Origin of the sequence: Microbispora sp. H10836, assembly GCF_012999525.1 — a bacterium.
Classification (GTDB): Bacteria; Actinomycetota; Actinomycetes; order Streptosporangiales; family Streptosporangiaceae; genus Microbispora.
Window position 1 is genome coordinate 186226 of record NZ_JABBWU010000014.1, and the last position, 11945, is coordinate 198170.

Here is an 11945-nt window from a genome sequence, read left to right on the forward strand (position 1 = left end):
CGTCAGAGATCCGCCGGGCGGGCCCGGAGGATGCGCGACAGCAGGGCCGTCATCTGCTCGCGCTCGGCGGGACCGAGGCAGGTGAACCACTCCCGCTCCCTGCGGGTCTGCTCGGCGAAGGCCGCACGCACGGCCGCCTCGCCCTCCGTGGTGAGCGCGACCACCACCGCGCGGCCGTCCTCCGGCACCGGCCGGCGTTCGACCAGCCCGCCGCGTTCCAGGGTGTTGACGGCGTTGGTCACCGCGGACCGCGACATGGCCGAGATCTCGGCGAGCCGTACGGGCTGGGTGGGGCCGAGCAGCCAGAGCTTGAACATCAGCCGGAACCCGGGCAGCGTCAGGCCGCGCGGGCGATGGATCCGGGTCTCCAGGTCGGTGACCAGCAGGTAGGCGAGCTGGAGCAGGTGGTAGGCCAGTGCGAACGCCTCGGCGTCGGCCGGAGGCGACATGGCCGCCAGGCGCTCGCGCGCGTACGCGGCGTACCGCAGGTCCGGCGGCACGTCCATGGCGAGGTCGGGCCGGGTGTCGGGCTCGCTGTTCACGCGTCAAGTCTTGCGCAGCCGCACCGGGGGCCGTGAGTATTGTTACGGCCGTAACAACTTCTCGTCCTCCCGGAGGCGCCCGTGCACATCGTCATCGCCGGAGCGGGCATCGGCGGGCTGACCGCCGCACTGAGCCTGCACGCGGCCGGGTTCGAGGACGTGACCGTGCACGAGGCCGCCCCCGAGATCCGGCCGCTGGGGGTCGGGATCAACCTCCTCCCCCACGCCGTGCGAGAGCTCACCGAGCTGGGACTGGCCGACCGGCTGGCCGAGATCGGCGTGGCCACGGCCGAACTCGCCTACTTCAACCGGTACGGCACGCCGATCTGGTCCGAGCCCCGGGGCCTGGCCGCGGGCTACGCCTGGCCGCAGTACTCCGTCCACCGCGGGACGCTGCAGATGCTCCTGCTGGAGGCCGTGGTCGAGCGGCTGGGCCCGGACGCCGTACGGACCGGCAGCCGGATCACCGGCCCCGGCGACGAGGACCTGCTGATCGGCGCGGACGGGATCCACTCGGCCGTGCGCGCCCACCTGTACCCCGGCGAGAGCCCGCCGCCGTGGAACGGCCTGGTCCTGTGGCGGGGCGTCACCTACGGCGATCCGTTCCTGACCGGCCGATCCATGATCATGGCCGGGGACGGCACGCAGAAGTTCGTCGCCTACCCGATCGAGACCGGCGAGCGCACGCTGATCAACTGGATCGCCGAACGCCCGCTGGACGGCGAGGCCCCGGACCGGGGGAACTGGAACCGCCCCGCAGACCTGGCCGAGATCGGCGGGCACTTCGCCGACTGGCGCTTCGACTGGCTCGACGTGCCGGGGATCATCGCCGGGGCCGAGGCCGCGTACGAGTACCCGATGGTGGACCGCGACCCGCTCCCCCGCTGGACCTTCGACGGCGTCACGCTGCTCGGCGACGCCGCGCACGCGATGTACCCGATCGGCTCCAACGGCGCCTCGCAGGCGATCATCGACGCCCGGGTGCTGGCGTACGCCCTCGCGCGGGGCGACCTGGCGGCGTACGAGGAGACGCGCCGCCCGGCCACGACGGCGCTGCAACTGTCGAACCGGGAGATGGGCCCGGAGGTCGTCATGAAGCTCGCGCACGAGCGCGCGCCCGGCGGGTTCGACGACATCGAGCAGGTCATCCCCCACGCCGAACGGGCGGAGATCGCCGCGTCCTACAAGCGCACGGCCGGTTTCGACCCCGCCTCGCTCAGCGAACGCCCCTCCTGGAGCGTCGATCGGAGTGCCGTCTCGTGAACCTGGAACCGCTCGCCACCTTCCACGTGGAACTCGATCCCGTGCTCGACCTCGGCGACTCGCAGTGGGGGCACCGCCGTGTGATCAACATCGTGGGCGGCACCTTCGATGGTCCCCGACTGTCGGGCGAGGTGCTGCCCGGCGGGGCCGACTGGCAGGTCGTGCACGCCGACGGGATGATCAGCATCGACACCCGCTACACGCTGCGCACCCACGACGGCGCGTACGTCTACATCACCACCAGCGGAGTCCGGCACGGCACCCCCGAGGTGCTCGGCCGTCTCGCGCGGGGCGAGGACGTGGACCCGGCGGAGTACTACTTCCGGCTGTTCTGCCGCTTCGAGACCGGCGACGATCGCTATGTCTGGCTCAACCGCACCCTCGCCGTGGCCTCGGCGGCCCGTGCGGCCGCCGCCGTACGCTACGACGCCTACGCCCTGACCTGACCTCGCCCTGAGGAGCCTCATGCCGAAGCTCGACCGCCCCCCACTCCCGGTCACCGTCGAGCACGACACCCCCATGCCGATGCGGGACGGCACCGTCCTGCGCGGCACCGTCCACCGCCCGGCGGAGGGCGGTCCGTTCCCCGCCCTGCTCGTGCGCACGCCGTACGGCGAGGACTCGTTCCGGACGGCGCCGGTGACGCCCGCGCTGCGGGCCGGGTTCGCCGTGGTGCTGCAGCACTGCCGGGGACGCGGCAGCAGCGACGGCGAGTTCCGGCCGTGGGTGGACGAGGGCGCCGACGGCCACGACACGATCGCCTGGATCACCGCGCAGCCCTGGTCGAACGGCGAGGTCGTTATGAGCGGCATGTCCTACCTCGCCGGATGCGCGCTGCAGGCGGCGGCCACGCGCCCGCTCGGGCTGAAGGCCGTGGTCGCCTCGATGACGCCGCACGACTTCCACGACGGCCTCAAGTATCACGGCGGGGCCTTCGCGCTGGGCTCGGCCCTCAACTGGGGCGCCTTTCAGACGATGCTCGGCCTGCTGCACGCCGCCGAGGCGGGCGAGGACGCCGGCGCGGGGCTCGCCGCCGTTCTTCCCGTGCTGGGCGACCAGGACGCCGTGGCGCGCACGCTGCCGGTGAGCGACATCCCGGGCATCCCCTGGTGGCGCGACTGGACCTCGCACGTGGAGCGCGACGCCTACTGGGAGGACCTCGCCGAGACCCTGCGCCACGACCGCGTCGAGGTGCCGGTCATGCACGTGGCCGGCTGGTTCGACCTGTTCCTCGGCGGGACGCTGGAGAACCACCGCCGTCTGGGCGGCCCTCTGGTCATCGGCCCCTGGTCCCACCTCGCGCCCGGCGCCACGGGCACCGGGCGGCTGTTCTTCGGCGGCGCCGCCTCCGCACAGGCGATCCAGCTGGAGCAGCGGGAACTCGCGTTCCTGAAGGGCGAGGACACCGGCCCCGCGGTGAAGATCTTCGTGATGGGCGACGACGTCTGGCGGGACGAGGAGGCCTGGCCGCTGGAGCGCGCGGTCGGCACCCCTTACTTTCTGCACACCGGCGGCCTGCTCTCCCCCGAGCCGCCCACCACGCACGAGCCGGCGACCTTCACCTTCGACCCGCGCGACCCGGTCCCGACCGTCGGCGGCCCGACCTTGCTGCCCGACCCCACCAACGTCGGCCCCCAGGACCAGCGCGACGTGGAGCGGCGGCCCGACGTGCTCTGCTACTCGACCGGGGTGCTCGCCTCCGACATCGAGGTCACCGGCCCGGTGACGGTGACCCTGCACGCGGAGACCTCCGCCGCCTCGACCGACTGGACGGCCAAGCTCGTGGACGTGTATCCGGACGGCCGGGCGATGAGCGTGATCGACGGCATCGTCCGCGTTGCCGAGCCGTCCGGGACCTCCACCATCGATCTGGTCGCCACCAGCCAGGTCTTCAAGGCCGGCCACCGGATCCGGGTGGAGGTCTCCAGCTCGAACTTCCCGCGCTTCGACCGCAATACCGGCACCGGCCGTACGGATGCGACCGAGGCCGACCTGGTCGTCCAGCGTCAGAAGGTCTTCCCCGACTCGTACATCACGCTGCCGGTCGTCCCGTCGTCCGTCCAGTAGGAGATCCACGACTCCGCCACGTCCGGCCCGCTGGGAGGCCCGGTCCGCCCAGTCACAGTGGTCGAGGAAGGAACTGCCCTGGGGACGTGTAAGGGCCGAAGCGTTCTCAGGTCGTAAGACCCAGTGGCTGGAGTCCGTCGGCGGGGTGGCTGGGGTAGTGGTCGTGGCGGCGGCGATTTTGGTCCAGCTGATCAGGCGGACTAGAGATGGCCACGTTGATCAGCGGTGGCTGACGACGTTGACCACCTTGCCGTCGGGGTCGCGGACGAAGAAGCGCCGGACGCCCCAGTCCTCGTCGGCGATCGGGTGCACGATCTCTGCGCCGGTCGCGCGTACAGCCTCGTGGACGGCGTCGACGTCCTCGACCTCGACGCTGAGGTCTGGGTTTACAGACGCCGCCGCATCCTTGGTGATGAGGATGACCTGGGCGGTGGGGTTGGACGGCGAGACCAGGTTGACGACCCAGCCGAGCTTCATCTCCTCGCGGAAGCCGAGGAGTTGATAGAAGGCGCTGCTCGCGGCCGGGTCGGAGGTCGTGATGTCGGGTACGGAACGGCGAACGGTCATGTGCCGGACGCTAGCATCCCCCCTGTCGATCATTTATCCGCCAGGTTATGACCTTGTTGAGCTTCTTCTGGGGGTGCGTGGCAGGGCCGGAGTTCTCATGCTGTAACACCGAGTAGTTGAAGAGCATCGGCGGGGGTGGCTGCAGTAGTGGTCGGTGGCGGCGGCGATGTTGGTCCAGCCGATCAGACGGGCCAGGCCGATGACCAGGTTGCGTATGCTCGCCAGGATTCTGGCGAGCGGCGCCGGTCCTGACCTTGCAGGCGTCCTCGCGTAGGTCACGTCTCGGATATGGTGCAGGGCCTCCACGCTCCAGTGGCCGCGGATCAGCGCGGCGAGTTGCGCGTGGGTGATCCGGCCCGGCGGGAGGCTGGTGACGGCGTAGATGGTCACGACGGTGGTCTTGCCGGTCTTGTGGTCGGTGCGGCGGTGTTTGACCTGGATCGCCTGGGCGGCGTGGGGAAGGGCAGGCCGGGGCGGACGGTGCAGATCTTCATGCGGCGGATCTCGCCGGCGGGCCGCGCAGGAGATCGGCGTCCCCGGCCGGCCGCGCGACCGGCCGGACCGGGAGGCCCTCGAGTGGCATCTCGACGAAGTCTTCCTCCGCGCGTAGGCCCTACCGGGCGGACTAACAGGTGAACGCCGCCATTGACGCGAATTGCCGCCGGGGACGACGTTCACCGCAAAGCCCCCTGCCCGGCCCGGCGGACGTCGGCAGCGCAGCCGGGTCATCACGGGGTGTCGCCATCGCCGTCGGCGTGATCGAAGGCCCTGCCGTGTCCCCGGGCGCCCGGCACGGCGGGTCCCACGTCACCGCCGGACGGCGTCACGAGATGTCGTCGAGCAGCGCGTCAGAGGAGTCGACCGTGGCGGCTGCTCGGAGCCAAGCGGCCAGCCGGTCGAAGTCATGACATTTCCGGATCTTCTCGGAAATGTCCTCGGGCACCTCGAGGCCTCGGGCCGACAGAACCGTCAGGATCGCCTCGGCCTGTCCTTCGGCCTTGCCCTCCGCCTTGCCCTCCGCCCTGCCTTCGGCCTTGCCCTTGGCGATGTTCTCGCGGGCCCAGTCGCTGAGGTACTCGTAGGTTTCGGTCTTCAAGTGCTCCTCCAAGTGATCCCAGACCTCTCGAGGCAGCGCCGCACGAACCATGTCAGCGTACATACCCCCCAGGTCTCGGTCGAGATTGTGCAGCGCGGCGAACAGGGCGTTGAGGATATCGGGGCCCTCCGGCGTGGCGGCGTGGTGAATCGCCGAGAGCACCGCGAGTTCGATGTCCTCGGCCGCCTGGCCGGGGTCGGTGATGACGGGCACCTCGTTCGGGCCGGCGACCAGCGGTTTCAACACCAGACCGGGATGGCCCAGTTCGATCGGACGGGCGCACCAGCGGGCGACCGACGCTTCGGGGCACACAACCAGCAGAATGACCGGGCATTCGAGGCGGGTACGCAGGCTGACGAGGTACATCGGCCAAGACCAGATCTTGCCGGGGTCCTGGCGACGCTGAACTTCCACGATCACGGCGAGAACGGGCTGGGGATCGGCTTCCGGCCGTTTACGACGGAAGACGATGACCGAGTCGGCGCGACGTTCGGTGGGGGTGACCTGGGTGAGATCGGCCGATTCGAGGCCCGCGTAGTCGTAGTCGGGCAGTTGGACTCGCAGGGACCGAGTGAGCAGGTCGGCGGCGAGGTCAGGTCGTTCGCAGAACAGGCGAACGAGGGCTTCGTGTTCGGCTAGTGCCACTGCGTGACCGTATCCACGCCGAAACGGACGATGAGCTCACTATAACGTTCTGTGATTCTTTCGTTACTCTCCGTCTCGCCGCGGAACCCGCGTCGAAGACTGCCGCGACCGGGCGGGTGAGGAGAGCTCAGAAACATGTCATCAGCAGGCCCACGGGCCCACCTGGAATCGAACCAGGTGAGAAGGAAGCCCCCCGAATGGCCTCACCCGCCGGAGCGCAAGGAAGGCGGAAGAGCTAGAACCAGCCCGGCGCCCGTACGGGCAGACCGGATCCAAAAGGTGAGAAGGAAGCCCTTCCATGGCCTTGCGATCATCAAGATATCAGGCGGGGATCAGCTCGTGCAGGGTGGCGGGCGTGTACACCCGCGCCCCTTCGGGAAGATCGGCGGGCGCCTCGAGCCCGATGTACGTGACGTGCCCGCCCTCGACGGACACGGAGGACCTGGCCCGGAGCAGGGCGGCCAGGTAACCGACCCTGAGGTAGTCCCGCTCCACGATCGAGCGCACGAGCAGCGACGTGGTCACCCGGTTGCCCTCCACCTGGTTGAACCCCGGACTGCCGGACAGGTAGAGGTGCAACCACTTCACCCGCCACGCGCCGTCGTCCCCGCGCAGGAAGACGAGCGGGAGCGCGACGCGGCCGGACCCGCGCAGGTCGGACTTCATCCGGACCGTACGCGGCTCGAACGGCCTGCCCTCCTGTTCGGCGTCCCTGGTCATGTAGCCGAAGAACGCCTCGGCGGCCTCGTCGAACGGCTCCCCGGCATAGATGTGGACCTGCGGGATGATGATCGGCTTGGTGGCACCGGCGAGACGTACGTCGATGAACTCCGAGGCGCCGTCGGGTGCCTCGGTGAGGTCGCCGGAGTAGGTCGCGAAGCCGTTCGCGTAGGACGTCCACGAGATGTGCACCGGGTCGTCGTAGGCGGCGCCGAGCATGAGCGCGGACAGGTCGTAGTCGGTGCGCCGCTCGCGCTGCCGCCAGTGGACGAAGAATCGGAGCAGCTCCCCGTCCACGGTCGACAGCGAGCCACGGGGCAGCATCCCGAGCCCGGGCGCGACGGCCTTGCCCGACAGGGGCAGCGCCACATCGAGTACGGCGGCGTCGACGATCAGCTCGCCGAGGTCGGGCAGGCGGCGGCCGATCTCCTCATCGAGGATGGCGAGCGTCCGGTGAAGTGCCTCCTCGTCGAGTGGAGGGCGCGTGTCGGGCGTCGTCCACGCTCTGCCGTACCGGTTGGTGAAGACCCGGTCCGCGGGGGCGAGCCGGTTCTGCAGGTGCTCCCGCAGGGAGAGCAGCACGCGGCCGGAGGCGCGGGCGGCGGCCCTCTCCGCCGCCTCCAGTACGGCGGAGCCGCCGCCCGCGCGCAGCAGGTGGTCGAGGCGGCGCAGCAGTACGCCGGGCGTGTGCTCCAGCAGCGAGACGGCTTCCTCCGTACGGCCCGCGGCCAGCGCGGCCTCGACGCGACTGCCGAGGCTCGACGCCTTACGCACACCCCTGGCCACGTCGAAGACCTGGGCGGCCCGGGGGAAGTGCGGATACTCGTGGGGGTGCAGCCGCTCGCCGAGCCGTTTCCACTGCTCCCGGTGGCGGAGCACGTCCCCGTGCTTGGCGACCGGGACGGCGTCCAGGGCGGCCAGCAGGATGCGGCGTTCCGCGCGGCGGAAGGAGCGCAAGCGGGTGGGGGTGGTCAGGGTGACGTCGCCGCCGGAACAGGCCGCGGCCAGCCGGAGAACGTCCGTCACGGTGTCGACGAGCAGCGACCGCCCGGCGGCCAGCCGCGCTTCGTTGACGACCGCCCGGTTCTCGCGTACGGGGATGTGCTCGGGCTGGTCGTCGGCCCCGAAGTCGGCAGAGAAGCCGGCACAGAAGGCGGCCAGCGCGCGCAGAGCCGCCAGGTCCTCGGCGGCGAGCGGCACCTCGGAGCCGGCCAGCGAGAGGTAGAGCTCCCGCGCTTCGTCGCGCGGGCTCCCGCCCAGCTCCAGCACGGTGACCCGGTCCTTCGCCAGGGGGATCAGCTCGGCGTGCGCGGCCAGCAGGTCGGCGTACGTGTGCTGGTAGCTCCCGTATCGCGGCAGGTCCAGCAGGTTGAGGACGTCCGGCTGGAGCCGGGCGGCGGCGACCGGGTCGAGCATGGCCTCGCGCAGCAGCCCCGCCCAGAACTCCAGGGTGTCCGGGACGTTGTTCGGGAAGTCGACGAAGTAGGCGTTGTGTTCGACGTGATCGCCGACCAGACGGCGGACCGCGGCCAGAACGCGCACGCCGAGGTCGATCACCTGCTCGCCGGGCAGCCGGGCCAGGCGGTCGAGCAGTGCGGGCGAGCACGTGAACCCGACACTGAGCAGCGCCGCGTCGAGCTGCCGGGCGGCTACCCCGCCCCAATCGGACGTCTCGTCCCCCGCGCTGTCGACGGGAACGCGCAGGCGCCGGGCAATGATCAGATCCTCCACGCAGGCACGATATAGGGCGTCCCCGGGCCCTTCGCCACTCGAATATCTGGTTGTGCGATACAACGACTTTGGTTGTATGGTCGAACCATGTCGGAGGAGATGCGCCTGCAGGAGGCCGTGACGAGATTCGTTCGCGCCTTCGGCCTGCACCAGCCCGATCGGACCCCCTGCGGGCAGCCCATCCCCGTCTCGGAGGCGCATGCCCTGGGTGAGCTGGCCAGGGACGGCGCCCTACGGCAGAACGACCTCGCCCATCGGCTCCGCCTGGAGAAGAGCACCACCAGCCGCCTGGTCACCCAGCTCATCAAGCGCGGCTGGGCCGAACGCACCCCGACCCCCGACGACGGCCGCGGCGTCCTGGTCCGGCTCACCCACGATGGGGCCAACGCGGCCGCACGACTCGCCCGGGCCAGAGCGGATCGCTTCTCCGCCGTCCTCGGCCGCGTCCCCGAACATGAACGCGCAGCGGTGCTGCGCGCCCTCGGCATCCTCACGGAGGCGATGGATGAAGCGTGAGCACCGGCGCACTGGGCTGCTCCTGGCCGCTCTGGCGCTGGCCGCGGCCGGCTGCGCACCCTCCGGCCAGGACCACGGGCAGCACCAGACCTCGGCCGGCCGTCAGGCGGAGGTCGCCGCCAAGGGCCGCGCGGTGATGCCCTTCGACCTGGACCGCACCACACACCGATTCACCAAGACGGCGACCGGCGGCGTGCAGACCGTCACCGCCGACGACCCCTCCGACGACCCCTCCGACGTACGGCAGATCACCCTCATCCGGCAGCACCTCACCGAGGAAGTGACCGCCTTCCGCGAGGGCGACTTCGGCGACCCCGCATCCATCCACGGCGACCACATGCCCGGCCTGCACGACCTCCAGGAAGGGCACACCCGGATCGACATCCGCTACACCCAGATGCCCGCCGGCGCCCGGATCACCTACACCACCGGCGAGACCGCCCTGGTGAAGGCGCTGCACGCCTGGTTCGACGCCCAGGTCTCCGACCACGGCCGGCACGCCGAACACGGATGACCGATCCGGCGAACGTGGTCCTCATCCCTGGATGAAGTCCGGCGGGACATGGTCCACCAGCCAGACGCCGTTGGCGCTCACCCGGAACTCGTGCCCGGCCGCGTGCATCGCCGCCGCGTCCACCACGAGCACGACCGGCTTCCCTCTGCGCGCGCCGACGCGGGTGGCGGTCTCCCGGTCCGGCGACAGGTGGACGTGGTGGCGGGCCATCGGCCGCAGCCCCTCGGCGCGGATCGCCTCCACATTGCGGGCGACCGTGCCGTGGTAGAGGAGCGGAGGCGGCTCGACCACCGGCAGGTCGAGGTCGACGCGCACCGAGTGCCCCTGGCTGGCCCGGATCCGATCGCCGTCGATCACGTATCGCCGTTTGTCGTTGCCGGCGACCACCTGCTCCAACTCCGCCCGCGAGATCGGGAACCCGTGCGAGGCCGCGGCCGTCAGCAGCGCGCCGACGTCCACCCAGCCGTGCGCGTCGAGTTCGACGCCGATGGCCTCGGGCTGGTGGCGCAGATGCTTGGCGAGGTACTTCGAGACCCGCACGAACCGCTGTTCGTCCATCACCTTCCTCCAGTCCCCGCCGCCTCGCCGTTGTGATCACCCTATGGTGTCGGTCATGGACTGGGTCGAGCGTGTCGCGAAGATCCGCCGCTGGACGCGGCAGGGCGAACGGGCGCCGCACAAGCCGCTCCTGCTGCTCTACGCCCTCGGCCGCTTCCAGCGCGAGGGCGGCCGGCCGATCCCGTTCGGCTCCGCCGAGGCGGACCTCAAGCTCCTGCTCAAGGAGTTCGGGCCGCCGCGTGACACCAGTCCGGGATACCCGTTCCATCACCTCACCAGTGACGGCGTCTGGCTCGTCGACACCGTGCACGGGCCGGGCAGTCCCGGCTCCGAGCTCGGCCGGCTCCGGGAAGCCCAGGCCGCCGGGCGGCTCCATCCCGACCTCCTGCGCGCCCTGACCGACGACTCCCAGCTGGTCGTACGGCTCGCGCGGCAGTTACTGGACGCCAACTTCGAACCGTCCCTGCATCCTGACATCTGCCGCTTCGTCGGGCTCGAACTGGCCGATCGGTTCACCCCCGCCGAGCGGGCCGTGCCATTCGTGGCCCGCCGCGACCCGGCCTTCCGGCAGAACGTCCTCATGGCGTACGAGTACTGCTGCGCCTTCTGCGCCTACGAAGGGTGGCTGGACGGCGTCGCGGTCGGGCTGGACGCCGCGCACGTCCGCTGGTGGGCCTTCCAGGGCCCGGACGACGTCGCCAACGGGCTGTGCCTGTGCGCGATCCACCACAAGCTGTTCGACAAGGGCGTCCTGGGCCTGACCCGGGACCGGACGATCACCGTCTCCCGCAAGTTCGTCGGCCGGAGCCCGGCGGCCGAGCGGATGGTCCTCGCTCTCGCCGGCCGGCCCGCCAAGAACCCCCAGAGCGGTCTCGACCCCGTCGACGTGAGCCATATCGAATGGCACGGCCGCCAGGTCTTCCGCACCCCGGCCCGTGAGGGATAGCCGATAGGCTTCGGACCCTATGGACAGCTCGATCTTGGAGAAGGTCCGCGAGCTCCGCGGACAGGGCCGCTCCCCCAAGCAGATCGCCCGCGCGCTGGGCATGGCGCCGGCGGCGGTCGCGCCGTACGTCAGGGCGGTGGCCGAGCAGACGAGCGGGCAGGCCAGCGAGCCCGAAGTCGCGGGGTGCTGGATCAACGCCGGCTGGAGCGAGGGACTCGGCGTGCCGGACACGACCGGCTGGGCGGACGACGTCCCGGACGGCCAGGAGACCGCGGGCACGGTCAGCGTGGTGGTGGCCCGCAAGCACGGGTGGGACAAGCTGTCGGTCTGCGCCTACCTCGTCGACGTCTACTGCCTGGGCGTCAAGCACGTCCTCGGCCCCGACGTGATGAGCGAGGTGGAGCTGCACCGCTTCCTCCCCAAGTGGTTCAGAATCTACGCGCACGGGTGGCGGGAGGCGCCGCTCGACCTGGTCCGGCACCTCGTCTTCGGCGCGGTCGACTACGCGCGCGACCTCGGCTTCGAGCCGGCCACGGACTTGGCCGGGGCGGCCGGCCACCTCGGGGCGTGGGAGGACAAGTCGGCCATCGCCTTCGGCAAGGACGGCAAGCCCTTCTACCTCGCGGGCCCGAACGAGGACGCCCGGCACGTGGTGAAGACGCTGGAGCGGAGGGTCGGCCCGCCGCCCAACTTCGACTTCTTCGCTCCCATGCCCGAGACGCAGATCTCCCTGGGCGGCCACCGGCTCGCCTGACTCCGCCGAGGGAACGGCCCGGCCGC

The 11945-nt window shown here is 70.9% G+C and carries 12 protein-coding genes; 7 read left to right on the forward strand and 5 right to left on the reverse strand.

What is annotated here, in order from left to right:
- Positions 1-2: 2 nt before the first annotated feature.
- Positions 3-542: a MarR family transcriptional regulator gene (locus HHX30_RS25405; protein ID WP_311922859.1), complete on the reverse strand. Its 540-nt coding sequence runs from the start codon at positions 540-542 to the stop codon at positions 3-5.
- Positions 543-623: 81 nt separating this feature from the next.
- Here HHX30_RS25405 and HHX30_RS25410 point away from each other — a divergent pair, with 81 nt between their 5' ends.
- Genes HHX30_RS25410 through HHX30_RS25420 form a run of 3 tightly spaced genes read left to right on the forward strand, consistent with a single transcriptional unit; the run spans position 624 to position 3872 of the window.
- Positions 624-1805: a flavin-dependent oxidoreductase gene (locus tag HHX30_RS25410; RefSeq protein ID WP_169984483.1), complete on the forward strand. Its 1182-nt coding sequence runs from the start codon at positions 624-626 to the stop codon at positions 1803-1805.
- Positions 1802-2251, forward strand: coding sequence for a DUF3237 domain-containing protein (locus HHX30_RS25415; protein WP_310742044.1), 450 nt, complete (start codon positions 1802-1804; stop codon positions 2249-2251). Before HHX30_RS25410 ends, HHX30_RS25415 begins: the two co-directional genes overlap by 4 nt.
- A 19-nt stretch (positions 2252-2270) precedes the next feature.
- A complete protein-coding gene (locus tag HHX30_RS25420) occupies positions 2271-3872 on the forward strand; it encodes a CocE/NonD family hydrolase (protein ID WP_169984484.1) in 1602 nt (533 codons plus the stop codon).
- Positions 3873-4091: 219 nt separating this feature from the next.
- On the opposite strand, the gene HHX30_RS25425 is transcribed toward HHX30_RS25420, so the two are convergent.
- The 3 genes from HHX30_RS25425 to HHX30_RS25435 all read right to left on the reverse strand — a co-directional run bounded on the left by HHX30_RS25425 (position 4092) and on the right by HHX30_RS25435 (position 8631).
- On the reverse strand, positions 4092-4439 hold the full coding sequence (locus HHX30_RS25425) for a VOC family protein (protein ID WP_169984485.1): 348 nt from the start codon (positions 4437-4439) through the stop codon (positions 4092-4094).
- 823 nt (positions 4440-5262) lie between these two features.
- Entirely contained in the window at positions 5263-6180 is a 918-nt protein-coding gene (locus HHX30_RS25430) for a hypothetical protein (RefSeq protein ID WP_169984486.1), read from the reverse strand.
- 321 nt (positions 6181-6501) lie between these two features.
- A complete protein-coding gene (locus tag HHX30_RS25435) occupies positions 6502-8631 on the reverse strand; it encodes a TerD family protein (RefSeq protein WP_169984487.1) in 2130 nt (709 codons plus the stop codon).
- 87 nt (positions 8632-8718) lie between these two features.
- Between HHX30_RS25435 and HHX30_RS25440 the strand changes: the two genes are divergently transcribed.
- Together HHX30_RS25440 and HHX30_RS25445 are read left to right on the forward strand one after the other, a co-directional pair.
- The gene (locus HHX30_RS25440; RefSeq protein WP_169984488.1) at positions 8719-9147 is read left to right on the forward strand and encodes a MarR family winged helix-turn-helix transcriptional regulator; all 429 of its coding nucleotides are present in this window, start codon (positions 8719-8721) and stop codon (positions 9145-9147) included.
- Positions 9137-9661, forward strand: coding sequence for an aspartate carbamoyltransferase (locus tag HHX30_RS25445; RefSeq protein ID WP_169984489.1), 525 nt, complete (start codon positions 9137-9139; stop codon positions 9659-9661). The genes HHX30_RS25440 and HHX30_RS25445 overlap by 11 nt, the downstream gene beginning before the upstream one ends.
- A gap of 21 nt (positions 9662-9682) precedes the next feature.
- Here HHX30_RS25445 and HHX30_RS25450 read toward each other — a convergent pair whose 3' ends face one another.
- On the reverse strand, positions 9683-10219 hold the full coding sequence (locus HHX30_RS25450) for an RNA 2'-phosphotransferase (RefSeq protein WP_169984490.1): 537 nt from the start codon (positions 10217-10219) through the stop codon (positions 9683-9685).
- 55 nt (positions 10220-10274) lie between these two features.
- On the opposite strand from HHX30_RS25450, the gene HHX30_RS25455 reads away from it, so the two are divergent.
- Both HHX30_RS25455 and HHX30_RS25460 read left to right on the forward strand, forming a co-directional pair.
- Positions 10275-11165 (forward strand): phosphorothioated DNA-binding restriction endonuclease, encoded by an 891-nt coding sequence (locus HHX30_RS25455; RefSeq protein ID WP_169984491.1) that lies wholly within the window; start codon positions 10275-10277, stop codon positions 11163-11165.
- 19 nt (positions 11166-11184) lie between these two features.
- Entirely contained in the window at positions 11185-11919 is a 735-nt protein-coding gene (locus HHX30_RS25460) for a helix-turn-helix domain-containing protein (RefSeq protein WP_169984492.1), read from the forward strand.
- The last annotated feature ends 26 nt before the right edge of the window (positions 11920-11945 follow it).

What these genes read in the sequence shown, in the direction of transcription:
- HHX30_RS25420 (WP_169984484.1), top strand. Translation starts at nt 2,271, where the DNA reads ATGCCGAAGCTCGACCGCCCCCCACTCCCGGTCACCGTCGAGCACGAC.
- HHX30_RS25460 (WP_169984492.1), top strand. Translation starts at nt 11,185, where the DNA reads ATGGACAGCTCGATCTTGGAGAAGGTCCGCGAGCTCCGCGGACAGGGC.
- HHX30_RS25440 (WP_169984488.1), top strand. Translation starts at nt 8,719, where the DNA reads ATGTCGGAGGAGATGCGCCTGCAGGAGGCCGTGACGAGATTCGTTCGC.
- HHX30_RS25450 (WP_169984490.1), bottom strand. Translation starts at nt 10,219, where the DNA reads ATGGACGAACAGCGGTTCGTGCGGGTCTCGAAGTACCTCGCCAAGCAT.
- HHX30_RS25425 (WP_169984485.1), bottom strand. Translation starts at nt 4,439, where the DNA reads ATGACCGTTCGCCGTTCCGTACCCGACATCACGACCTCCGACCCGGCC.
- HHX30_RS25455 (WP_169984491.1), top strand. Translation starts at nt 10,275, where the DNA reads ATGGACTGGGTCGAGCGTGTCGCGAAGATCCGCCGCTGGACGCGGCAG.
- HHX30_RS25445 (WP_169984489.1), top strand. Translation starts at nt 9,137, where the DNA reads ATGAAGCGTGAGCACCGGCGCACTGGGCTGCTCCTGGCCGCTCTGGCG.